Source organism: Streptomyces sp. NPDC048560 (assembly GCF_040650955.1).
Classification (GTDB): domain Bacteria; phylum Actinomycetota; class Actinomycetes; order Streptomycetales; family Streptomycetaceae; genus Streptomyces.
Genome location: NZ_JBEZIJ010000001.1, coordinates 1,001,793 through 1,023,420, shown reverse-complemented (window position 1 = coordinate 1,023,420; position 21,628 = coordinate 1,001,793). Strand labels below are relative to the sequence as shown.

24 protein-coding genes are annotated in these 21,628 nt (G+C 72.0%); 19 read left to right on the top strand and 5 right to left on the bottom strand.

What is annotated here, in order from left to right:
* Positions 1-12: 12 nt before the first annotated feature.
* Positions 13-1,008: a type I pantothenate kinase gene (coaA, locus tag AB0C82_RS04495; RefSeq protein WP_362836180.1), complete on the bottom strand. Its 996-nt coding sequence runs from the start codon at positions 1,006-1,008 to the stop codon at positions 13-15.
* A gap of 347 nt (positions 1,009-1,355) precedes the next feature.
* Here coaA and glmS point away from each other — a divergent pair, with 347 nt between their 5' ends.
* The 8 genes from glmS (at position 1,356) to AB0C82_RS04455 (ending at position 8,895) form a co-directional block, all read left to right on the top strand.
* On the top strand, positions 1,356-3,206 hold the full coding sequence (gene glmS / locus AB0C82_RS04490) for a glutamine--fructose-6-phosphate transaminase (isomerizing) (protein ID WP_362836178.1): 1,851 nt from the start codon (positions 1,356-1,358) through the stop codon (positions 3,204-3,206).
* Positions 3,207-3,218: 12 nt separating this feature from the next.
* Positions 3,219-3,587: a holo-ACP synthase gene (locus tag AB0C82_RS04485; RefSeq protein ID WP_362837047.1), complete on the top strand. Its 369-nt coding sequence runs from the start codon at positions 3,219-3,221 to the stop codon at positions 3,585-3,587.
* A 4-nt stretch (positions 3,588-3,591) separates the two neighbouring features.
* Complete coding sequence (locus AB0C82_RS04480) at positions 3,592-5,046, top strand: NAD(P)H-hydrate dehydratase (protein WP_362836176.1); 1,455 nt, start codon at positions 3,592-3,594, stop codon at positions 5,044-5,046.
* 42 nt (positions 5,047-5,088) lie between these two features.
* Positions 5,089-5,469, top strand: a complete 381-nt coding sequence (locus tag AB0C82_RS04475) for a DUF488 family protein (protein WP_362836175.1) — start codon at positions 5,089-5,091, stop codon at positions 5,467-5,469.
* A 72-nt stretch (positions 5,470-5,541) separates the two neighbouring features.
* Positions 5,542-6,681, top strand: a complete 1,140-nt coding sequence (alr, locus tag AB0C82_RS04470) for an alanine racemase (RefSeq protein WP_362836173.1) — start codon at positions 5,542-5,544, stop codon at positions 6,679-6,681.
* Between the two features lie 83 nt (positions 6,682-6,764).
* Positions 6,765-7,979 (top strand): alpha/beta hydrolase, encoded by a 1,215-nt coding sequence (locus tag AB0C82_RS04465; RefSeq protein ID WP_362836171.1) that lies wholly within the window; start codon positions 6,765-6,767, stop codon positions 7,977-7,979.
* 11 nt (positions 7,980-7,990) lie between these two features.
* Positions 7,991-8,527, top strand: a complete 537-nt coding sequence (gene tsaE, locus AB0C82_RS04460) for a tRNA (adenosine(37)-N6)-threonylcarbamoyltransferase complex ATPase subunit type 1 TsaE (protein ID WP_362836169.1) — start codon at positions 7,991-7,993, stop codon at positions 8,525-8,527.
* 164 nt (positions 8,528-8,691) lie between these two features.
* On the top strand, positions 8,692-8,895 hold the full coding sequence (locus AB0C82_RS04455; RefSeq protein ID WP_362836167.1) for a hypothetical protein: 204 nt from the start codon (positions 8,692-8,694) through the stop codon (positions 8,893-8,895).
* A 30-nt stretch (positions 8,896-8,925) separates the two neighbouring features.
* Here the strand turns inward: AB0C82_RS04455 and AB0C82_RS04450 are convergent, their stop codons facing one another.
* A complete protein-coding gene (locus tag AB0C82_RS04450; protein ID WP_362836165.1) occupies positions 8,926-9,510 on the bottom strand; it encodes a hypothetical protein in 585 nt (194 codons plus the stop codon).
* Between the two features lie 128 nt (positions 9,511-9,638).
* Here AB0C82_RS04450 and tsaB point away from each other — a divergent pair, with 128 nt between their 5' ends.
* The 8 genes from tsaB (at position 9,639) to AB0C82_RS04410 (ending at position 15,435) form a co-directional block, all read left to right on the top strand.
* Positions 9,639-10,301, top strand: coding sequence for a tRNA (adenosine(37)-N6)-threonylcarbamoyltransferase complex dimerization subunit type 1 TsaB (gene tsaB, locus AB0C82_RS04445; protein WP_362836163.1), 663 nt, complete (start codon positions 9,639-9,641; stop codon positions 10,299-10,301).
* A 53-nt stretch (positions 10,302-10,354) separates the two neighbouring features.
* Positions 10,355-10,864: a ribosomal protein S18-alanine N-acetyltransferase gene (gene rimI / locus AB0C82_RS04440; protein ID WP_362837045.1), complete on the top strand. Its 510-nt coding sequence runs from the start codon at positions 10,355-10,357 to the stop codon at positions 10,862-10,864.
* A complete protein-coding gene (gene tsaD, locus AB0C82_RS04435; protein ID WP_362836162.1) occupies positions 10,864-11,964 on the top strand; it encodes a tRNA (adenosine(37)-N6)-threonylcarbamoyltransferase complex transferase subunit TsaD in 1,101 nt (366 codons plus the stop codon). The genes rimI and tsaD overlap by 1 nt, the downstream gene beginning before the upstream one ends.
* A complete protein-coding gene (locus AB0C82_RS04430) occupies positions 11,961-12,227 on the top strand; it encodes a hypothetical protein (protein ID WP_362836160.1) in 267 nt (88 codons plus the stop codon). The genes tsaD and AB0C82_RS04430 overlap by 4 nt, the downstream gene beginning before the upstream one ends.
* A 105-nt stretch (positions 12,228-12,332) precedes the next feature.
* On the top strand, positions 12,333-12,689 hold the full coding sequence (locus AB0C82_RS04425) for a YciI family protein (RefSeq protein WP_362836158.1): 357 nt from the start codon (positions 12,333-12,335) through the stop codon (positions 12,687-12,689).
* 74 nt (positions 12,690-12,763) lie between these two features.
* Positions 12,764-14,005, top strand: a complete 1,242-nt coding sequence (locus AB0C82_RS04420; protein ID WP_362836156.1) for an RNA polymerase sigma factor — start codon at positions 12,764-12,766, stop codon at positions 14,003-14,005.
* A gap of 108 nt (positions 14,006-14,113) precedes the next feature.
* The gene (locus AB0C82_RS04415) at positions 14,114-14,575 is read left to right on the top strand and encodes a VOC family protein (RefSeq protein ID WP_362836154.1); all 462 of its coding nucleotides are present in this window, start codon (positions 14,114-14,116) and stop codon (positions 14,573-14,575) included.
* A gap of 188 nt (positions 14,576-14,763) precedes the next feature.
* Positions 14,764-15,435: a hypothetical protein gene (locus AB0C82_RS04410; protein ID WP_362836152.1), complete on the top strand. Its 672-nt coding sequence runs from the start codon at positions 14,764-14,766 to the stop codon at positions 15,433-15,435.
* Here AB0C82_RS04410 and AB0C82_RS04405 read toward each other — a convergent pair.
* Positions 15,398-16,621: a class I SAM-dependent methyltransferase gene (locus tag AB0C82_RS04405; protein WP_362837043.1), complete on the bottom strand. Its 1,224-nt coding sequence runs from the start codon at positions 16,619-16,621 to the stop codon at positions 15,398-15,400. The genes AB0C82_RS04410 and AB0C82_RS04405 overlap by 38 nt on opposite strands.
* A gap of 115 nt (positions 16,622-16,736) precedes the next feature.
* Here AB0C82_RS04405 and AB0C82_RS04400 point away from each other — a divergent pair, with 115 nt between their 5' ends.
* Positions 16,737-17,675 carry a polysaccharide deacetylase family protein gene (locus tag AB0C82_RS04400; RefSeq protein ID WP_362836150.1) on the top strand — a complete coding sequence of 313 codons (939 nt, stop codon included), beginning with the start codon at positions 16,737-16,739 and terminating at the stop codon, positions 17,673-17,675.
* A 28-nt stretch (positions 17,676-17,703) separates the two neighbouring features.
* Here AB0C82_RS04400 and AB0C82_RS04395 read toward each other — a convergent pair whose 3' ends face one another.
* Complete coding sequence (locus AB0C82_RS04395; RefSeq protein WP_362836148.1) at positions 17,704-18,165, bottom strand: DUF6234 family protein; 462 nt, start codon at positions 18,163-18,165, stop codon at positions 17,704-17,706.
* 301 nt (positions 18,166-18,466) lie between these two features.
* On the opposite strand from AB0C82_RS04395, the gene groES reads away from it, so the two are divergent.
* Together groES and groL are read left to right on the top strand one after the other, a co-directional pair.
* A complete protein-coding gene (gene groES, locus AB0C82_RS04390) occupies positions 18,467-18,775 on the top strand; it encodes a co-chaperone GroES (protein ID WP_003966899.1) in 309 nt (102 codons plus the stop codon).
* A 101-nt stretch (positions 18,776-18,876) separates the two neighbouring features.
* Positions 18,877-20,505, top strand: coding sequence for a chaperonin GroEL (gene groL, locus AB0C82_RS04385; protein WP_362836146.1), 1,629 nt, complete (start codon positions 18,877-18,879; stop codon positions 20,503-20,505).
* Between the two features lie 77 nt (positions 20,506-20,582).
* Here groL and AB0C82_RS04380 read toward each other — a convergent pair whose 3' ends face one another.
* Positions 20,583-21,611, bottom strand: coding sequence for a hydroxyacid dehydrogenase (locus AB0C82_RS04380; RefSeq protein WP_362836144.1), 1,029 nt, complete (start codon positions 21,609-21,611; stop codon positions 20,583-20,585).
* Between the last annotated feature and the right edge of the window lie 17 nt (positions 21,612-21,628).

Here is a 21,628-nt window from a genome sequence, read left to right as displayed (position 1 = left end):
CTCCCGGAGAGGTCAGAGTTTGCGCAGGGACAGGCGCTGGACCTTGTGGTCGGGTCCCTTGCGCAGCACCAGAGTGGCACGGCCCCGGGTGGGCGCGACGTTCTCCAGCAGATTGGGCTTGTTGATGGTCCGCCACATAGTGCGCGCGTAGTCCATGGCCTCCTCCTCGGAGACCTGGGTGTACTTGCGGAAGTACGAGAACGGGTTCTGGAACGCGGTCTCGCGCAGCTTGCGGAAGCGGTTGAGGTACCAGGTCTCGATGTCCTCGGCCCGGGCGTCGACGTACACGCTGAAGTCGAAGTAGTCCGCGAGCCCGACCCTGGTCCTGCCGTCCTTGCCGGGCATCGCGGGCTGGAGCACGTTCAGCCCCTCGACGATCAGGATGTCCGGGCGGCGTACGGTCAGCCGCTCGTCCGGCACGATGTCGTAGATCAGGTGTGAGTAGACGGGGGCGGTGACCTCGTCCTTGCCGGCCTTGATGTCGGCGACGAAACGGGTCAGGGCCCTGCGGTCGTACGACTCGGGGAACCCCTTGCGCGACATCAGGCCGCGCGCCTGGAGCTCCTTCATCGGCAGCAGGAAGCCGTCCGTGGTCACCAGCTCGACCCGCGGGTGTTCCGGCCAGCGGGCCAGCAGCGCCTGGAGGATACGGGCGCTGGTGGACTTGCCGACGGCGACACTGCCCGCGACCCCTATGACGAACGGGGTGCCGCGCTGCGCGCCGTGGCCGTTGCCCGCGTCGCCCAGGAAGGTGTTGAGGGCGCCGCGCAGGCCCGAGGTGGCCTGGACGTAGAGGTTGAGGAGCCGGGAGAGCGGCAGGTAGACGTCGCGGACCTCGTCGAGGTCGATGACGTCGCCGAGGCCGCGCAGCTGCTCCACCTCGGCGGCGGAGAGGGGAAGCGGCGTCTTGTCGCGCAGTGCGCTCCACTCGGCCCGTGACAGGTCGACGTAGGGCGTCGGCGCGTGCTCGGTGCGACGGTGGGTGCTCCGTGCCGGCGAAGTGATCACGGGTTCATTGTTGCGGGAGTTTTAACTCCGTGGGGGGTGGGCTCGGTCACGTGGGCTCCCGCACAAGGGCTCCCGCACAGTGCCGGGAGGAGCGGGACGAGGGGGCAGCGGGCTCGGGGCTTCTCGCCCTCGGCGCCGACGGCGGCCGCCGCCGCGCGCGCCTGGCCGGTCGTGACGTCGCCGGCGGAGTACCTCTGTGCCGGGCGCTCGATGCCGCCCTGCTCCTCCCGGGTGACGGCGACGGCCTCGCGGCCCGCCGCGTCCGTGACGAGGCTGGACGCGGCCGTCCCACGCCCACCCTCTCCGTATCCCTGCGAACCCGCGCTCCGCCGCCTTATGGTGCCGCTATGTGCGGAATCGTGGGTTATGTCGGTGGACAGTCGGCGCAGGACGTCGTGGTCGCGGGTCTCAAGCGCCTTGAGTACCGGGGCTACGACTCGGCGGGAGTCGCCCTCCTCTCGGACGGCGGGCTCGCCGCCGCGAAAAGGGCGGGAAAGCTGGTGAATCTGGAGAAGGAGCTGATGGAACGGCCGCTGCCGGCCGGGAACGTCGGTATCGGACACACCCGGTGGGCCACCCACGGTGGGCCGACCGACGCCAACGCCCACCCCCATCTCGACAACGCGGGCCGTGTCGCGGTCGTGCACAACGGGATCATCGAGAACTTCGCCGGGCTGCGCGGCGAACTCGCCGAGCGCGGGCACGACCTGGCGTCCGAGACGGACACCGAGGTGGTGGCCCATCTGCTGGCCGAGGCGTACTCGGCGGGCGCCGGCCTGGCGGAGGCCATGCGGCAGGTGTGCCGACGGCTCGAAGGGGCCTTCACGCTCGTCGCCGTACACGCGGACGAGCCCGACTCGGTGGTCGGCGCCCGGCGCAACTCGCCTCTCGTCGTGGGGATCGGCCGTGGCGAGACCTTCCTGGCCTCGGACGTCGCCGCGTTCATCGCGCACACCCGCGACGCGGTCGAACTGGGCCAGGACCAGGTCGTCGAGCTGACCAGGGACGGGGTGACCGTCACCGACTTCGCGGGCCTCCCCGCCGAGACCCGGGCGTACCACGTGGACTGGGACGCGTCCGCGGCCGAGAAGGGCGGCTACGCCTCCTTCATGCTCAAGGAGATCGCCGACCAGCCGAAGGCCGTCGCGGACACGCTCCTCGGCCGGATCGGCGGGGAGGAGGGTGCGCTGCGCCTCGACGAGGTGCGTATCGCGCCCGGCGTGCTCCGGGAGGTCGACAAGGTCGTCGTCATCGCCTGCGGCACCGCCTACCACGCGGGGATGATCGCCAAGTACGCCATCGAGCACTGGACCCGGCTGCCCTGCGAGACGGAGCTCGCCAGCGAGTTCCGCTACCGCGACCCGATCCTGGACCAGCGCACGCTCGTCATCGCGATCTCGCAGTCCGGGGAGACCATGGACACCCTGATGGCGCTGCGGCACGCCCGTGAGCAGGGGGCGAAGGTGCTCGCCATCTGCAACACCAACGGGTCGACCATCCCCAGGGAGTCCGACGCCGTCCTCTACACGCACGCGGGCCCGGAGGTCGCGGTCGCCTCGACGAAGGCGTTCCTGACGCAGCTCGTCGCCTGCTACCTGGTCGCCCTGTATCTCGGGCAGGTGCGCGGCACGAAGTGGGCGGACGAGATCCGGACGGTCGTACGCCAGCTCTCCGAGATGGCCGGGGCCGTCGAGCGGGTGCTGGAGACCATGGAGCCCGTCCGGGAGCTGGCGCGCTCGCTCGCCGACAAGGACACCGTGCTGTTCCTCGGGCGGCACGTCGGCTATCCGGTGGCCCTGGAAGGCGCGCTGAAGCTCAAGGAACTCGCGTACATGCACGCGGAGGGATTCGCCGCGGGCGAGCTGAAGCACGGGCCGATCGCGCTGATCGAGGACGGGCTGCCGGTCGTCGTGGTCGTCCCGTCACCGCGTGGGCGCTCGGTGCTGCACGACAAGATGGTGTCGAACATCCAGGAGATCAGGGCGCGCGGGGCCCGCACGATCGTGATCGCCGAAGAGGGGGACGAGGCGGTCGTCCCGTACGCGGACCATCTGATCCGCATCCCCGTTACGCCTACGCTGCTTCAGCCACTGGTCGCCACCGTGCCGTTGCAGGTCTTCGCCTGCGAACTCGCGACGGCCCGCGGCAACGAGGTGGACCAGCCGCGCAACCTGGCGAAGTCAGTGACAGTCGAGTGAGTGAGTGAGCACGTGATCATTGGGGTCGGTATCGATGTGGCCGAGATCGAGCGCTTCGGCGCCGCGCTGGAGCGTACGCCCCAGATGGCCGGACGGCTTTTCCTCGACAGCGAGCTGACACTGCCGAGCGGCGAGCGGCGCGGTATCGCCTCGCTGGCCGCCAGGTTCGCCGCCAAGGAGGCCGTGGCCAAGGCGCTCGGCGCGCCAGGAGGCCTCCACTGGGGGGACGCCGAGGTGTACGTGGAGGAGAGCGGGCAGCCCCGGCTGCGGGTGCGGGGCACGGTCGCCGCACGCGCCGCCGAGCTCGGCGTGCGGCACTGGCACGTCTCCCTGAGCCACGACGCGGGGGTGGCGTCCGCCGTGGTGATCGCGGAGGGTTGACCGTATGCGAACCGCTTACAGCGTGGAGACCGTACGGGCCGCCGAGGCGGCACTGAGGGCGCGGCTGCCGGAGGGCGCCCTGATGCAGCGGGCCGCGGCGGGCCTCGCGGTGGCCTGCGGGGACCTGCTGCGGCGCAACGGCCGGGTGTACGGGTCCCGGGTCATCCTGCTCGTCGGCAGCGGTGACAACGGCGGCGACGCGTTGTACGCCGGCGCCCGGCTGGCGAAGCGCGGGGCGGGCGTACGGGTGCTGCTGACCTCACCTGACAAGGTGCACTCCGCCGGGCTCGCGGCGCTGCGCGCGGCCGGTGGCCAGGTGCTGGACAGCGCGGAAGGGCTGGGCGCGGTCGACCTCGTGGTCGACGGGATCACGGGGATCGGCGGCCGTGGCGGTCTGCGCCCCGAGGCGGTGGCCCTGCTGGCGGCCGTCACCGCACACGGGCACGGGGCACCCGTACTCGCCGTGGACCTGCCGAGCGGTGTGGAGGCGGACACCGGGCAGGTCAACGGCCCGGCGGTGCTGGCCGACGCGACGGTCACCTTCGGCACGTACAAACCGGGGCTGCTGATCGACCCGGCCGCCGAACGGGCGGGCGCGCTGCGGCTCGTCGACATCGGGCTGGGCCCCGAGCTGCCGGAGCCGCCGGATCTGGAGGCGCTCCAGTACGCGGACGTGGCGACGCTGCTGCCGGTCCCGGGCGCCGAGAGCGACAAGTACCGGCGGGGGGTCGTGGGTGTGGCGGCCGGCTCCGAGCGGTATCCGGGTGCCGCGGTGCTCGCGGTGGCGGGGGCGCTGCGGGGCGGGGCGGGGGCCGTGCGGTACGTGGGTCCGGGCGCCGGCGCGGTGATCGCCCGCTACCCGGAGACGCTCGTGCACGCCGGGCCGCCGTCCAAGGCGGGGCGGGTGCAGGCATGGGTCGTCGGGCCGGGACTCGGGGACGGTTCCGGGGCGGCCGAGGCGATCGCCGACGTGCTGTCGGCCGAGGTACCGGTGCTGGTCGACGCGGACGGGCTGCGCCAACTGGACGCCGCGGCCGTACGGTCGCGCTCGGCGCCCACCGTGCTGACCCCGCACGCCGGGGAGGCCGCGGCCCTGCTCGGCGTGGCGCGCGAGGAGGTCGAGGCGGGCCGGCTCACCGCCGTGCGGGAGCTCGCCGCCCGCTACCGCGCCACCGTCCTGCTCAAGGGCTCCACGACCCTGGTCGCCGAGGCCCGGGACACGCCCGTACGGGTCAACCCGACCGGCACCTCCTGGCTCGCCACGGCGGGCAGCGGTGACGTGCTCTCCGGTCTCACCGGCTCACTGCTGGCCGCGGGCCTCGCCCCGCGCGACGCGGCCTCGGTCGGCGCCTACCTTCACGGGCTCGCCGCCCGGCGGGCCGCGGCCGGGGCTCCGGTGGCCGCGCAGGACGTCGCGGACGCCATCCCGGCGGCCTGGCGCGATGTGCGGGACGCCTGAGCCTGCGCCACGCTGGGGGAGGACGGCGGAAGGAGAACGGCCGTGGGCAGGAGTTCCGTACGCGTACGACGGGTGTACGAGCCGCCGGAGGACGAGGACGGCATGCGTGTGCTCGTCGACCGGCTCTGGCCGCGCGGGGTGAGCAAGGCGAAGGCGGCGATCGGCACGTGGCCGAAGGACGTCACCCCGTCGAACGAACTCCGGTCCTGGTACCACCAGGACCCGGGCTCCCGCTACGACGACTTCGTCGACCGGTACCGCACCGAACTGGCGGACCCGGCCCACACGGCTGCGGTCGGCGAACTGCTCGCCCTGCTGCGCGAAGGCGGTCCGGTGACGCTCGTGACGGCCGTGAAGGACGTCCCGCGCAGCCATGTCCCGGTGCTGGTGGAGCACCTGGAGCACGAGCTGGCACGCCCCTGACCGGGCCGCGGCGCCCCGGCCGCGACGATCATGCGACACGTACTGGCGTACGCCTCTGAGACACTGGGCGCGATGAACGAGACAGCGCCCCTGAGAGCCCGTGCAGAGATCGACCTCGCCGCACTGCGCGCCAATGTGCGCGCCCTGCGTGCGCGGGCGGCCGGTGCGGAGCTCATGGCCGTCGTGAAATCCGACGCGTACGGGCACGGGGCGGTGCCCTGTGCCAGGGCCGCGCTCGAAGCGGGCGCGACCTGGCTGGGCACCGCCACCCCGCAGGAGGCACTGGCCCTGCGGGCGGCCGGCCTCGGCGGCCGGGTGATGTGCTGGCTGTGGACGCCGGGCGGACCGTGGCGCGAGGCCGTCGAGGCGGACATCGACGTGTCCGTGAGCGGTATGTGGGCCCTGCGGGAGGTCACCGAGGCGGCTACGGCGGCGGGCGCCGTGGCCCGTATCCAGCTGAAGGCAGACACCGGCCTCGGGCGCAACGGCTGCCAGCCCGCCGACTGGCCTGAGCTGGTCTCGGCGGCCCGCGCGGCCGAGGAGGCCGGCACCGTCAGGATCACCGGCCTCTGGTCGCACTTCGCCTGCGCGGACGAGCCGGGGCACCCCTCGATCGCCTCCCAGCTCGACGTGTTCCGGGACCTGGTGGCGTACGCGGAGAAGGCGGGCGTCCGGCCCGAGGTCCGGCACATCGCGAACTCACCGGCGACCCTCACCGTCCCCGAGTCCCACTTCGACCTGGTGCGGACCGGGATCGCCATGTACGGCATCTCGCCAAGCCCCGAGCTGGGCACACCGGCCGACTTCGGGCTGCGCCCGGTGATGACGCTCGCCGCGTCCGTCGCCCTGGTCAAGCGGGTGCCGGCGGGGCACGGCATCAGTTACGGCCACCACTACACGACACCTGCCGAGACGACCCTGGGCCTGGTCCCCGTCGGGTACGCGGACGGGATCCCGCGCCATGCCTCGGGCCGGGGCCCCGTCCTCGTCGCAGGCCGGCTCCGCACGGTCGCGGGGCGGGTCGCGATGGACCAGTTCGTGGTCGACCTGGAGGGCGACGAGCCGGAGCCCGGCGCGGAGGCGGTGCTGTTCGGGCCGGGGGACCGGGGCGAGCCGAGCGCCGAGGACTGGGCGGTGGCGGCCGGAACCATCGCGTACGAGATCGTCACGCGGATCGGGCCCCGGGTGCCCCGCATCCATCTCAACCGGTAGCGGCGCGGGTCGTCCGGGCAGGCGGCCCGTACCGGCAACCGACCACTCGAAATTCCACTGACGAGGACGAGGAGCGCGGCACGGTGAGCGAGAGCAGCGCGGGGGACGCGGTGGTGACGGCAGCCGCCGCGGCCGGCTGGCGCCGGGCGGGCATCGCCGGTGCGGCAATAGGCGTGATCGCGGCGGGCGCCGCGGCCGGTGTCGCGGTCGAGCGGATGACCATGGGCCGGGGGATGCGCAAGAAGGCCCGGCTGGCACTGGACGCCGCGGGCCCCTACGGCGCCCTGCGGGGCGTGCCGGGGAAAGCGGTCGCGGACGACGGCACAGCGCTGCACTACGAGATCGAGGAGGTCGAGCCCGAGGGCGCCACGGGTCCCGCGACGGGCTCCGGCACGGCCGCGGGCTCGCGGCGGCGCAGGCTCTTCGGCCGCAGGGCACCCGCTCCCGTGACCGTGGTCTTCAGCCACGGCTACTGCCTCAGCCAGGACTCCTGGCACTTCCAGCGGGCCGCGCTGCGGGGTCTGGTGCGGACGGTCCACTGGGACCAGCGCAGCCACGGCCGGTCGGAGCGCGGCCGGGCGCAGGCCGACGGCGTGCCCGTCTCCGTCGACCAGCTCGGCCGGGACCTGAAGGCCGTCATCGACGCGGCGGCTCCCGAGGGCCCGCTCGTGCTGGTCGGGCATTCGATGGGCGGCATGACGATGATGGCGCTCGCCGACCAGTACCCGGCGCTGATCCGGGACCGGGTGGCCGCGGTCGCGTTCGTCGGCACCTCCAGCGGGAAGCTCGGCGAGGTGAGTTTCGGGCTGCCGGTGGCGGGAGTGAACGCGGTACGGCGGGTGCTGCCCGGGGTGCTGAAGGCGCTCGGCTCGCAGACGGAGCTGGTGGAGCGGGGGCGGCGGGCGACCGCGGATCTCTTCGCGAGCCTCATCAAGCGGTACTCGTTCGGTTCGCGGGACGTGGACCCGGCGGTCGCGCGGTTCGCCGAGCGGCTGATCGAGGCGACCCCGATCGACGTGGTGGCCGAGTTCTATCCGGCCTTCACCGAACACGACAAGAGCGGGGCGCTGCCCGCGTTCCGGGAGGTGCCGGTGCTGATCCTGGCGGGTGACAAGGACCTGGTGACGCCCAGCTCGCACAGCGAGGCCATCGGGGAGGTCCTGCCCGACGCGGAACTGGTGATCGTGCCGGACGCGGGCCATCTGGTGATGCTGGAGCACCCCGAGGCGGTCAACGAGCGACTCGCGGACCTGCTGGCGGGCATCGGTGCCGTGCCGACCACGGCCCCGACCGTCTAACGTTGACCGGCATGGAAGCAGTGCAGAAAAGCCCGGTGGCGGAGACCTCCGCACCGGGCACCGTCACCCTGGGTGTGGCCGTCGAGTCACCCGAACAGATGCAGGACCTGGGCCGCCGGCTCGCCGGTGTGCTGGCCCCCGGTGACCTGGTGATGCTCAGCGGCGAACTGGGCGCCGGGAAGACGACGCTCACCCGGGGGCTCGGCGAGGGGCTCGGGGTGCGGGGCGCCGTCACCTCACCCACCTTCGTGATCGCCCGCGTGCACCCCTCGCTGGTCGGCGGTCCCGCGCTCGTCCACGTCGACGCCTACCGCCTGGGCGGCGGGCTCGACGAGATGGAGGACCTGGACCTCGACGTGTCGCTGCCGGACTCGGTGGTGGTCGTGGAGTGGGGCGACGGCAAGGTCGAGGAGCTCTCGGAGGACCGCCTGCGGGTAGTGATCCACCGGGCGGTCGGCGACACGGACGACGAGCGGCGCACGGTGACGCTGGTGGGCATCGGACCGCGCTGGGCCGGACTGCGGGCGGAGCTGGCGCCGGAGCGGTAGCGGGCACTCCCGAGTTCCGGCCGGTTCCCGGCTTTCCCGCGCGAGACTTTCCGACAGGCCGTCGGTAAATTGTTGCGCGCGGGGCCGTAGGCGTGTTCACATGGAGAGAAGACTTGGTTAGGTCTACCTAACCACGCCTTCCACCGGAGCCCCAGGAGGCATCCATGCCGACGCCCGAGAGTGAAGAGCCGCAGTCGCCGCAGGCATGGCCGTCGTCGACGGTGTCCATGAAGGATCTGCTGGCCTCGTGCGCCGCCGCGTCGGCGGTCTCCACCCCTCCGCGCGTCGAGCGGGACGAGCGCGAGGGCGCGGAAGGGGCGGACCGCGAAGGCCGCCGGGCGCCGTCCCCCCGGCGCGACGCGGCCTGACCCCGCCCCGCGGCTACGGGCCGCTCACCCTTACGGGACGACGACGACCTTGACGCCGACCGTCGCGAAGGTCCACATCGCGTCGCCGTCCGACCGCTTCATCCGTACCCCGCCGGTCTTCGCGGTCGGGTCGGGGCTGGCCAGCGTGCCGTCCTGCGCGGCGCTGAAGCCGATGGCGACGTCGTCGACGTTGGTGAAGCGCACGACGTGCTCGATCATCACGCCGTCCGAACCCTTGACGCTGCCGGTGCGCGAACCCACCTGGTAGGAACCGGGCAACGGGCTGACGGTGCTGGGCATGACGGTGAAGGTCCGGCCCGCCTTCCCCTTGCCGTCCACCAGCCACACGCGCCGGTCCTGCAACGCGTACACGACGCGCATCCCGGTGCCGGAGTCCTCGGGCACCGCCAGCGGCGCCTTGGCCGGCTCCGGCTTCCGGGAAGGCTGGGCCGAAGCGCTGCTGGAGACGGTGGGGCTGGTCTCCGCCACCGAGTCAGGGGCGTTCGCCGATGCCTGGTAGGCGAGGAAACTGACCACGACGACGGCCGCCGCAGTGAGCCCGGCCACGATTCCCGAGCTGCCCCTTGCCACCTGAGCTCCCCTTTCGCCTGTCATCCGGCGTATGTCGTACAAGCGTTTATGTCGTACACACGTATACCGGGTGACGGTAGCAGCCGGGGCGGGGCGGGCCGGGACGACGTACGGGCGCGGTGACCCCGTCGGCGGAGCCGTAGGCTGTTTGTGTGCTCCTGCTCGCCGTTGATACCGCCACCCCCGCCGTCACCGTCGCCCTGCACGACGGCTCAGCCGTCGTCGCCGCGACGAGCCAGGTCGATGCACGGAGGCACGGCGAACTGCTGCTGCCCGCCGTCCACCGGGTCCTCGCCGAAGCCGGGACGAAACTCGACGCCGTCACCGGCCTGGTCGTGGGCGTCGGCCCCGGCCCGTACACCGGCCTGCGCGTCGGCCTCGTGACGGCGGCGGCCTTCGCCTCCGCGCTCTCCGTCCCCGTGCACGGGGTGTGCACCCTGGACGGCCTCGCGTACGCCGCCGGGCTCGCCGGACTCCAGGGGCCGTTCGTCGTCGCGACGGACGGCCGCCGCAAGGAGGTCTACTGGGCGCGGTACGAGGACTTCCGTACCCGCACGGGTGACCCCGCGGTGGACCGGCCCGCCGATATCGCCGAACAGCTCGCGGGACTGCCCGTCGTCGGGGCGGGCGCGGTGCTCTACCCGGAGGCGTTCCCCGACGCCCGGGAACCCGAGCACGTCTCGGCCGGCGCCCTGGCCGCCCTCGCCGCCGAACGCCTCGCGGCGGGGCAGGACATGCTCCCGCCGCAGCCGCTCTATCTGCGCAGGCCCGATGCCCAGGTGCCGAAGAACTACAAGGTGGTCACCCCGAAGTGACCGAAGTGATCCGAGGGGCAGGCGCGGCGACCGTGGCCGCCGTGCTGCGCGAGATGCGCTGGTGGGACATCGATCCGGTGCTGGAGCTCGAACACGAGCTGTTCCCGGAGGACGCCTGGTCGGCCGGGATGTTCTGGTCGGAGCTGGCACACGCCCGCGGCCCCGGTGCCACCCGCCGCTACGTCGTCGCCGAGGAGCCGGCCACCGGCCGGATCGTCGGATACGCGGGGCTCGCCGCGGCCGGTGACCTCGGGGACGTACAGACCATCGGGGTCACCCGTGACCACTGGGGCGGCGGACTCGGCTCCGAACTCCTCACCGACCTGCTCAAGCACGCCACGGCCTTCGAGTGCTCCGCCGTGCTCCTGGAGGTGCGGGTCGACAACACCCGCGCGCAGAAGCTGTACGAGCGCTTCGGCTTCGAGCCGATCGGCTTCCGGCGCGGCTACTACCAGCCGGGCAACGTGGACGCGCTCGTGATGCGCCTCCACGTGCAAGAGCACGTACAAGAGCACGTACAAGAACCCGGTCAAGAGCCCGGACAAGAAACTGAGACTGACTGATGGCTGACGAACCGCTCGTACTCGGCATCGAGACCTCCTGCGACGAGACCGGGGTCGGCATCGTGCGCGGCACGACCCTGCTCGCGGACGCCGTCGCCTCCAGCGTCGACACGCACGCCCGTTACGGCGGTGTCGTACCGGAGATCGCCTCCCGCGCCCACCTGGAAGCGATGGTCCCGACCATCGAGCGCGCCCTGAAGGACGCCGGGATCAGCGCGCGCGACCTCGACGGCATCGCGGTCACGGCGGGCCCCGGACTCGCGGGCGCGCTGCTCGTCGGCGTCTCGGCCGCCAAGGCCTACGCGTACGCGCTGAACAAGCCGCTCTACGGGGTCAACCACCTCGCCTCGCACATCTGCGTCGACCAGCTGGAACACGGCCCGCTCCCTGAACCGACCATGGCGCTGCTGGTCAGCGGCGGGCACTCCTCGCTGCTCCTCGCGCCGGACATCACCAACGACGTACGGCCGCTCGGCGCGACGATCGACGACGCTGCGGGCGAGGCGTTCGACAAGATCGCCCGGGTGCTGAACCTCGGCTTCCCCGGCGGCCCGGTCATCGACCGGCTGGCGAAGGAGGGCGACCCGAAGGCCATCGCGTTCCCGCGCGGTCTGAGCGGTTCGCGCGACCCCGCGTACGACTTCTCCTTCTCCGGGCTCAAGACGTCCGTGGCGCGCTGGATCGAGGCGAAGCGGGCGTCGGGCGAGGAGGTGCCGGTACGGGACGTCGCGGCGTCCTTCCAGGAGGCCGTCGTGGACGTGCTCACCCGCAAGGCGGTCCGGGCCTGCAAGGACGAGGGTGTCGGGCACCTGATGATCGGCGGCGGTGTCGCGGCCAACTCGCGGCTGCGGGCACTGGCCCAGGAGCGGTGCGAGCGGGCCGGCATCCGGCTGCGGGTGCCCCGCCCCGGACTCTGCACGGACAACGGCGCGATGGTCGCCGCGCTGGGCGCCGAGATGGTGGCCCGCAACCGGCCGGCCTCGGATCTGGAACTGTCGGCGGACTCCTCGCTGCCGGTGACGGAGACCCACGTGCCGGGCGCACAGACCCACGATCACGACCACGTGCACGAGATCAGCAAGGACAACCTCTACTCATGAGCGCTCCGACCGTCGCACTGATGTGGGAGGCGCGGGCCATCGAGGGCCGGGGCGCCGAACTGCTGGAGTGGGCGCGCGCCCGGTCGGCGGAGCTGGCCCGCGAGCCCGTCCGCCGTGAGCTGCTGCGCGCCCCGCAGGACCGGGTGCTCGTCATCACCTGGTGGGAGGGTTCGTACGGTGACGAGCTGCCCGAACTGCCGGATCCGCACCCGGAACTGATCGCGCGCCCGGTGCACCGCTGGCGCTTCGAGTCGGTCGGCTGAGAATTCTCGGGAAAAAGATTCGCCGGGGTGTCGATCCGGGGCGTGCCCGTTCGACGTACGAGTGTGAGGCGGGCAAAGAGCCCCGCCCAGACCCGAGGAGTCACCGTGCCGCGCTACCTGACGATGGTCCGTATCGACGAGAACAACGCCCCGGCCGAGGGCCCGAGCGAAGCGCTCATGCAGCGCATGGGCGCGCTGATCGAGGAGATGACGAAGGCTGGTGTCCTGCTGGACACCGCCGGTCTCACCCCGACCTCGCAGGGCACCAGGGTCACCTGGTCCAACGGCGAGTTCACCGTCACCGACGGGCCGTTCACCGAGACGAAGGAAGTCATCGGCGGCTACGCGATCATCCAGGCCAAGGACAAGGCCGAGATCCTGGAGTGGACCAAGCGCTTCCTCGCGGTCCACGAGACGTACTGGACCGTCACCTCCGAGATCCGCGAGATCGCCGAGGGCTGACAGGCCACTGCCGGCTCAGGGGTGGGGCGGCAGGTCCTTGCCGCCCCGGCCCCCGGCTGCTCTGATGGGTGGCCGTGACAGAAGCACGCAGTGCCGTCGAAGCCGTGTACAGGATCGAATCGGCACGGATCATCGCCGGAGCCGCCCGCATCGTGCGCGATGTGGGGATCGCCGAGGAGATCGCGCAGGACGCCCTGCTCGCCGCGCTGGAGCAGTGGCCGGTGTCCGGGGTTCCGGACCGGCCGGGCGCCTGGCTCATGGCCACCGCGAAGCACCGGGCGATCGACCTCGTACGCCGCAAGGAGACCTACGCGCGCAAGCTGGCGGAGGTCGGCCGCGCCCTGGAGGACGTACCGCCGCCGGAACCCGCCGACCCCGACCACATCGACGACGACCTCCTGCGGCTGATCTTCACCTCCTGCCATCCGGTGCTCTCCACCCAGGCCCGGATCGCCCTCACGCTGCGCCTCCTCGGCGGCCTCAGCACCGAGGAGACCGCCCGCGCGTTCCTGGCCCCCGAGGCGACCGTGGCCCAGCGCATCGTGCGGGCGAAGCGGACCCTGGGACGGGCGGGCGTCCCGTTCGAGGTGCCGTACGGCCCCGACCGTGCCGCCCGGCTCGACTCCGTACTCGAAGTGATCTACCTGATCTTCAACGAGGGGTACGCGGCGACCACGGGCGACGATCTGCTGCGCCCGGCCCTCTGCCAGGACGCGCTGCGGCTCGCCCGGGTGCTGGCCGGTCTGATGGAGAAGGAGCCGGAGGTCCACGGGCTCGTCGCGCTGCTGGAGCTGCAGGCCTCGCGGGCCGCCGCGCGGACCGGTCCTGACGGTGCGCCGGTGCTGCTCGCCGACCAGAACCGTTCGCGCTGGGACCAGTTGCTGATCCGTCGCGGCTTCGCGGCCCTGGCGCGCGCGAACGCGCTGGGCGGGGCCACGGGGCCGTACGCCCTCCAGGCGGCCATCGCAGCCTGCCACGCGCACGCGGTGACGTACGAGGACACGGACTGGACCGCGATCGCCACGCTGTACGGGCGTCTCGCCGCGCTCACCCCCTCCCCCGTGGTGGAGCTGAACCGGGCGGTGGCCGTGTCGATGGCCGAGGGGCCCGAGGCGGGGCTCGCCCTCGTGGACGCGCTGGTGGCAGGACCGGAGCTCAAGGCGTACCACCTGCTGCCGAGCGTGCGGGGCGACCTGCTGGAGCGGCTGGGGCGGCGGGCGGAGGCGCGGTCGGAGTACGTGCGGGCGGCGGAGCTGACCCGGAACGAGCAGGAGAAGGCGCTGCTCCTGGCGCGCGCCGACCGGGTGTCGCGATGAGTTCCGGGGGTGTGACGGGTCTACCTTCCGAAGGGACTTTCCGGCGTTCCCTGCGCAGCGGTGCCGCCGGCTTTCCGGCGTTCCCGGCTTTTCGGCGAGGAGAAGACCATGCAGAAGATCACTACGTTCCTGTGGTTCGACAAGGAGGCGGAGGAGGCGGCGAACTTCTACGTCTCCGTCTTCGGCGGTGACTCACGGGTTCTGGACGTGACCCACTACGGGGCGACGGCCCCGGGTGAGACCGGCGGCGTCATGACGGTGAGCTTCCGGCTCGCTGACCAGGAGTACATCGCTCTCAACGGCGGCCCGCAGTTCCCCTTCACGGAGGCGGTCTCGCTCTCCGTCGACTGCGAGGACCAGGCCGAGGTGGACCGGCTGTGGGAGGCGTTCACCGCGGAGGGGGAGGAGGGTCAGTGCGGGTGGCTCAAGGACAGGTACGGCCTGTCCTGGCAGATCGTCCCGAAGGTCCTGCCCGAGCTGCTGTCCGGCCCTGACCCGGCCAAGGCCGAGCGTGCCACGGCGATGCTCGGCATGAGGAAGCTGGACATCCAGGCGCTCCGGGACGCGTGAGCGGCCGTCCGGGGGACGGCGCTGCGCGCCCGTCCCCCGGACCGAAGGTCGCGAGCACGCAGGCGCCGCGACCTCCTTCACCACCCGGCCTCTTCACCGAGCGACCTCTTTCGCCATGTGGCCGCCCGCGCAACGGTGTTCACGGCCCGTCATCCCCGCGTGCAGGTCCGCTCGGTAGTGTCTCGGGCATGTCACGCCGCTCACCTCTGCCCCCGCCCCCGCCGCCCTTGGAGCTCCGCTCCTGGCCCGACCGGGAGGCGATGCTCGCCGACAGGGCGGTGGTGCTGGCCGAGTTGGTCCGCGCGCACCTGGGTCACGTGGGGCTCGCGATGCTGTGGGTGTGGGGGATGCTGGCGGCGCTCGGCTGGTCGTTCGTGGGCGGGGCGATCATGTCGTTCGAGGAGCCCGACGACCCCTTCGCCGCGATGCTGGGCCTGGTCGGGTTCGCCCTGGGCGCCTGCCTGCTGGTGCCGTCGGTCGCGCTCGTCGCCGTCGGGCTCGGCCGGGACCGGCAGGTCCGCCGGCTGCTCGCCCAGTGGGGCGCGCTGGACCGCGACCCGGCGCGCGACCTGCCCCTGCGGGCTCCCGGGATCAGCCTCCTGTGGCTGCTGACGTCCTTCGCGCTGTGCGCCCTCGGCCTGTACGCGTGCGTGGTCGTCCCCGCGGGCGCGGAGGCCGGCGATGAGACCTACGGGGAGGTGGCCCTCCTCATGGGACTGGGCCTCATCTGCTGGCTCACCGGCCTGATCGGCGTCGTGAAGGCACTCGCGCACCGTCGCTGGGTGCTGAGGGTCCTCGCCGCCGCACCCGGCGAACCGTCGTTCAGGGCCGCTTCAGGGGCTGACCGACCAGCATCGTAGGAGCGTCCGCCACCCGGGTCAGGAACACGGTCGCCGCGTTCGGTCCCTGGAGTCTCATCCTGCGGCGCAGCTCCTCCGGTTCGACGGCGGAGCCGCGCTTCTTCACGGTCAGGACGCCGACCTCCCGCTCCCGCAGCAGGGCCTTGAGCCTCTTCATGTTGAAGGGGAGCTGGTCGGTGATCTCGTACGCCGTCGTGTACGGGGAGTCGTACAGCTCGTCGCTCGTGACGTACGCGATCATCTCGTCGAACAGCCGGCCGTGGCACCGGTCCACGACGTCCGCGACCAGATGGGCGCGGATGACGGCGCCGTCGGGTTCGTACAGATAGCGGCCCACGGGGCCGACGGGCGGGGCGGGCAGTGGGGCCGGGGCCGTCAGGGTGGCGCCCGACGGCAGCAGTGTGGCCCGGAACGAGCCGGGTGCGAAGCCCTCGCCGTACCAGAGCACCGCCTCCTTCACGTCGCCGCCGTCCGAGATCCACTCCGCCTCGGCCTGCGGTCCGATCGCCTCGTGCGGGACACCGGGGGCGATCTTCAGCGCGGCGCGGGGGGCCTTCAGCGCGGCGGCGGTGGCCCAGGACAGCGGCGGGGAGTACGCCTCGGGGTCGAAGATCCGGCCGCGTCCGCCGCGCCGGGCCGGGTCGACGAAGACGGCGTCGTACGGTGCGGTGTCGATCTCGGTGACGTCGGCGCACCGCACCTCGATCAGAGCCTCCAGACCGAGCGCCGCGGCATTGGCGCGCGCGACCTCGGCGGTCAGCGGATCGCGGTCCACGGCAAGCACCGCGATGCCCGCACGCGCGAGGGCGATCGCGTCGCCGCCGATGCCGCAGCAGAGGTCGGCCACCCTCCGCACGCCGAGGCCGGCGAACCGCTGCGCCCGGTGGGTGGCGACGGAGGTGCGCGTCGCCTGTTCGACCCCGTTGGGAGTGAAGAACATCCGGTACGCGTCCTCGGCGCCGAACTTGGCCACGGCCCGCTGCCGCAGCCGGGCCTGTCCGAGGGCAGCCGAGACCAGGTCGGCCGGGTGGCCGCGACGCAGGCGGGTCGCGGTGGCCAGCTCCCGCGCGGGGTCGTGGTCCCGCAGCTCGGCCAGGAGAGCGGCGCCCTCGGGGGCGAGCAGGGCGCGGAAGCCGGCGAGCGGATCGGGTGTGCCGGACGTGGGGAGAGCGTTCACCCGGCCCATTGTGAGCCAGCCGGGGGACCGGGCGGGCCCGGTGGCGGTGTCGGACCGGGCACTCGCGCGCGCACTGGCAGGATGCGGCGCCATGCAACTAGTACGACAAAAGGAAGTATCTGTCATGAAATGGCACAGACCGGGCTCTCTCGCCCGTGGGCCGGTCTGTACGGCCCTGGTCGCCCTCCTCGCCGCCGCCGTCGTTTCCGGCTGCGCCGCCGAGGGTGCGGGCGGCAATACCGGAGGGAAGCGTCCGGCGTCGCCCGCCGCCGGTCAGGACGGGCCGCCCGCGAAGGCCGCGCCGGCCGAAGCGCTTTCCGCGTACGCCGAGAAGGTGCGGCGTAAGCAGGCCGCCAGGGTCGCGGCGGCCAAGAAGTGGCGACTGGCCAAGGTCCCGCTCGTCGCGCCGGAACCGCCGGCCGTCAAACCGCGCATCACCACGCGCAAGGGCTTCGAGGTCACCGGCGGGGACGCCCTGCCGCCCGTCTTCACCACCGTGCCGACGAAGGAGCGCGTCGTCTTCCTGACGATGGACGACGGGGCCGAGAAGGATCCCGCGCTGCTGCGGATGATGACGGAACTGGACATCCCCTACAGCGCCTTCCTCAGCGACTACGTGGTCAAGGAGGACTACGGCTACTTCAAGAAGATGCAGGCCCTGGGTGTCACCCTCAGCAACCACACGCTGAACCACCGCTACATGCCGGGTCTTTCGTACGACCAGCAGAAGCGGGAGATCTGCGGCCAGCAGGACATGATGGCGAAGCAGTTCGGGAAGCGGCCCACGCTCTTCCGGCCGCCGTACGGCAACTACAACCGCGACACCCTCCGCATCGCCAAGTCCTGCGGCATCAAGGCCGTGCCGCTGTGGGCCTCGGAGGCGTTCCCCGACCACATGGAGTGGCGCGAGTGGGACCGCGACCTGCATCCCGGCGACATCATCCTCACGCACTTCCGGGGGCCCGGGGACTGGAAGGGCTCCATGACCGACATGATCCGGCGGGTCATGAAGACGGTCACCGACAAGGGTTACGCGGTCGCCAGGCTGGAGGACTACGTCTGACCCCCGGCCCCCGCGCGGCCCGCCGGGGTCAGCCCCCGCTCCTCGCGCACTCGTCGCTGTCGCCACCGCTGAGGCAGGGCGGTGAGGACCATCCGGGCGTGTTCGCGGGGGACGGGTGCGTCTCGCGCGAGGCGTCCCCGCCGGCCGAAACCGTCACGAGGCAGAGCGTGAGCGCGGTGAGCACCTGCGTCGCGCCGGTCCACGGGTTGTGGAAGCGGAACATCAGCACGGCGAGGACGACGGCCGCGGCGGCGATCACTCCGAACGTCACCGTGGCCGTCCAGTCGGCCGCCGGCACGGCGGGCGGGGCCGGCCCCGCGCGGCCCGCCGGGTGGCCGCCGCTCCCGTCGCCGTCCGGTAAGGCGGTCCGGATCGCGGCGATCACGTACACCACCAGTTCGAGTGCGACGACGAGGAGGCCCACCACCGCGTCGGCGTGGCCGCGGGCGAAGGGGGACGGGCGCGTCGGCGTGTTCGGGCGATCCCGCATGTCCGCACGGTCGTGCGGAACCGTGCGGCGCGCCCCGGCGTTGTCCGGACGGTGACCTCATGGTGCCCCGATCGATACCGCACCGATGATCGGCATGTTCGCCACGCGGGGGTGGTGAATTGGCACTCCGCTTGACCGAGTGCTAATCGCGGTCATAGTCTCAGTGCTGGCACTCCCCACTGGAGAGTGCCAGCACAACTGCGCGACAGGGCAGGTCCGGCACCCGCGACGACGGATCGACCTGGTCGCCACCCCACAGACTGTTAAACCCCGTGAGATCTCCGAAGGGGGAGACCGGATCGTGTCGACCACCAGCTCCAAGGTTGCGATCAAGCCGCTCGAGGACCGCATTGTGGTCCAGCCGCTCGACGCCGAGCAGACCACGGCCTCCGGCCTGGTCATTCCCGACACCGCCAAGGAGAAGCCCCAGGAGGGCGTCGTCCTTGCCGTGGGCCCGGGCCGCTTCGAGAACGGCGAGCGGCTTCCGCTCGACGTCAAGACCGGCGATGTCGTTCTGTACAGCAAGTACGGCGGCACCGAGGTGAAGTACAACGGCGAGGAGTACCTCGTCCTCTCGGCCCGCGACGTGCTCGCGATCGTCGAGAAGTAATTCACCCACGTTTGTTTCTGTTCTGCGCCCCTGGCCCCCTGCGAAATAACTAGCCGGGCGGTCAGGGGCGCAGTTCGTTTTGAGAGGACAGGCAACAGCCCATGGCGAAGATTCTGAAGTTCGACGAGGACGCCCGTCGCGCCCTTGAGCGCGGCGTCAACAAGCTTGCCGACACGGTCAAGGTGACGATCGGCCCCAAGGGCCGCAACGTCGTCATCGACAAGAAGTTCGGCGCTCCCACCATCACCAACGACGGTGTCACCATCGCGCGCGAGGTCGAGCTCGACGACCCGTACGAGAACCTCGGTGCCCAGCTGGTGAAGGAGGTGGCGACCAAGACCAACGACGTAGCCGGTGACGGCACCACCACCGCCACCGTCCTGGCCCAGGCGCTCGTCCGCGAGGGCCTGCGCAACGTCGCCGCGGGCGCCTCCCCGGCGGCCCTGAAGAAGGGCATCGACGCCGCGGTCAAGGCCGTGTCCGAGGAGCTCCTCGCGACCGCCCGCCCGATCGAGGACAAGTCCGACATCGCCGCCGTGGCCGCGCTCTCCGCGCAGGACACCCAGGTCGGCGAGCTCATCGCGGACGCGATGGACAAGGTCGGCAAGGACGGTGTCATCACCGTCGAGGAGTCCAACACCTTCGGTCTGGACCTCGAGTTCACCGAGGGCATGGCCTTCGACAAGGGCTACCTCTCCCCGTACATGGTGACCGACCAGGAGCGTATGGAGGCCGTCCTCGACGACCCGTACATCCTGATCCACCAGGGCAAGATCGGCTCCATCCAGGAGCTGCTCCCGCTCCTGGAGAAGGTCATCCAGTCGGGTGGCTCGAAGCCGCTGCTGATCATCGCCGAGGACGTCGAGGGCGAAGCCCTGTCGACCCTGGTCGTCAACAAGATCCGTGGCACCTTCAACGCCGTAGCGGTGAAGGCCCCGGGCTTCGGTGACCGCCGCAAGGCCATGCTCGGCGACATCGCCACCCTCACGGGTGCGACCGTCATCGCCGAAGAGGTCGGCCTCAAGCTCGACCAGGCCGGTCTCGACGTGCTGGGCACCGCCCGCCGCGTCACCGTCTCCAAGGACGACACGACCATCGTCGAGGGCGGCGGCGACTCCGCCGACGTCAAGGGCCGGGTCAACCAGATCAAGGCCGAGATCGACTCCACGGACTCCGACTGGGACCGCGAGAAGCTCCAGGAGCGCCTCGCGAAGCTGGCCGGCGGCGTCTGCGTGATCCGCGTCGGTGCTGCCACCGAGGTGGAGCTCAAGGAGAAGAAGCACCGTCTGGAGGACGCCATCTCCGCGACCCGCGCCGCGGTCGAGGAAGGCATCGTCTCCGGTGGTGGCTCCGCTCTGGTCCACGCCGTCAAGGTCCTCGAGGGCAACCTCGGCAAGACCGGCGACGAGGCCACCGGTGTCGCGGTCGTGCGCCGCGCCGCCGTCGAGCCGCTGCGCTGGATCGCCGAGAACGCCGGCCTGGAGGGTTACGTCATCACCTCCAAGGTCGCCGAGCTCGACAAGGGCCAGGGCTTCAACGCCGCCACCGGCGAGTACGGCGACCTGGTGAAGGCCGGCGTCATCGACCCGGTCAAGGTCACCCGCTCCGCCCTGGAGAACGCCGCGTCGATCGCGTCGCTGCTGCTCACGACCGAGACCCTGGTCGTCGAGAAGCCGGCGGACGACGAGGGCGACGCCGGTCACGGCCACGGCCACGGTCACTCCCACTAGTACGCACCCGGCACACCACTGAGGCCCGGTACCCCCGTCGCGGGGGTACCGGGCCCCGGTCGTTCCCGGGCAGCCCGTCACGCGGAGCGGTTCAGCGCCTCCGCGGTCACCGGGTCCGCGAACGGGCGGCCACCGGCGAAGCGTTCCAGTTCGTCCAGTGCCTGATCCGCCATGCGATGCAGCTCGTTTCCCAGCGAGCCCGCGATATGCGGAGTGAGCAGGACGTTCGGCAGGTCGTACAACGGGGAGTCCGCCACCGGCACTTCCGGCTCCGTCACATCCAGCACCGCGTGCAGCCGCCCGCTCTCCAGTTCCCGGATCAGCGCGTCCTCGTCGATCAGCGAACCACGCGCCGTGTTGATCAGCGTCGCACCAGCCGGCATCAGCGCCAGCTGCGCCGCCCCGACGAGATGGCGCGTCTCGGGCAGCTGAGGAGCGTGGACGGAGACCACCGCACTGCCGGCGCACAGCTCGGACAGCGTCGCCGGCCGCACGCCGAGGGCGGCGGCCTCGGCGGGGGAGACGTACGGGTCGTACAGCATCACGTCCAGGTCGAACGGGCGCAGCAGTTCCATGACGCGGCGCCCGATGCGGGACGCGCCGATGACGCCGACCGTACGGCGGTAGTTGCCGCTCGCCTCCATGTCACCGAGCCAGTCGTGGTCCGCCCGCAGGGCACGGAAGCGCTGGGCGGCGTGCAGTACCCGCTTGTTGGCGAAGAGGATCGCGGCGAGGGTGAACTCGGCCACGGGCAGCGCGTTGGCGTCGGCCGCCGAGGTGACGGCGATGCCGCGTTCCCAGCAGGCGTCGGTGATGTGGTGCTTGACGGACCCGGCCGCGTGCACGACCGCGCGCAGCCGGGGGGCGGCGGCCAGGATGTCCGCCGTCAGCGGGGTGGCGCCCCAGCAGGTCAGCAGCACGTCTGCGCCGGCGAGCGCGGCGGCCACCTCCGGGCCGGGGGCGGCCAGATCGTGGGCGACGAGATCCGGGTCCGTACGGGTGAGGGCGGCCAGCCGGGTGCGATGGCGTTCGGCGAAGAGCCGGCCGGCGATGCCGGGGCCCATCGCGAGCAGCGCGCGGGGCCGGTTGTCAGTGGCGTGGGGCATGGTGGAACTCGACTCCT

Coding starts and splice junctions, on each gene's coding strand:
- AB0C82_RS04450 (WP_362836165.1), bottom strand. CDS start 9,510: ATGACAGGCGAAAGGGGAGCTCAGGTGGCAAGGGGCAGCTCGGGAATC.
- AB0C82_RS04410 (WP_362836152.1), top strand. CDS start 14,764: ATGTCACGCCGCTCACCTCTGCCCCCGCCCCCGCCGCCCTTGGAGCTC.
- AB0C82_RS04480 (WP_362836176.1), top strand. CDS start 3,592: ATGCGAACCGCTTACAGCGTGGAGACCGTACGGGCCGCCGAGGCGGCA.
- AB0C82_RS04405 (WP_362837043.1), bottom strand. CDS start 16,621: ATGGGCCGGGTGAACGCTCTCCCCACGTCCGGCACACCCGATCCGCTC.
- tsaE (WP_362836169.1), top strand. CDS start 7,991: ATGGAAGCAGTGCAGAAAAGCCCGGTGGCGGAGACCTCCGCACCGGGC.
- groL (WP_362836146.1), top strand. CDS start 18,877: ATGGCGAAGATTCTGAAGTTCGACGAGGACGCCCGTCGCGCCCTTGAG.
- AB0C82_RS04430 (WP_362836160.1), top strand. CDS start 11,961: ATGAGCGCTCCGACCGTCGCACTGATGTGGGAGGCGCGGGCCATCGAG.
- tsaD (WP_362836162.1), top strand. CDS start 10,864: ATGGCTGACGAACCGCTCGTACTCGGCATCGAGACCTCCTGCGACGAG.
- glmS (WP_362836178.1), top strand. CDS start 1,356: ATGTGCGGAATCGTGGGTTATGTCGGTGGACAGTCGGCGCAGGACGTC.
- alr (WP_362836173.1), top strand. CDS start 5,542: ATGAACGAGACAGCGCCCCTGAGAGCCCGTGCAGAGATCGACCTCGCC.
- AB0C82_RS04455 (WP_362836167.1), top strand. CDS start 8,692: ATGCCGACGCCCGAGAGTGAAGAGCCGCAGTCGCCGCAGGCATGGCCG.
- AB0C82_RS04400 (WP_362836150.1), top strand. CDS start 16,737: ATGAAATGGCACAGACCGGGCTCTCTCGCCCGTGGGCCGGTCTGTACG.
- AB0C82_RS04415 (WP_362836154.1), top strand. CDS start 14,114: ATGCAGAAGATCACTACGTTCCTGTGGTTCGACAAGGAGGCGGAGGAG.
- AB0C82_RS04380 (WP_362836144.1), bottom strand. CDS start 21,611: ATGCCCCACGCCACTGACAACCGGCCCCGCGCGCTGCTCGCGATGGGC.
- AB0C82_RS04395 (WP_362836148.1), bottom strand. CDS start 18,165: ATGCGGGATCGCCCGAACACGCCGACGCGCCCGTCCCCCTTCGCCCGC.
- rimI (WP_362837045.1), top strand. CDS start 10,355: ATGCGCTGGTGGGACATCGATCCGGTGCTGGAGCTCGAACACGAGCTG.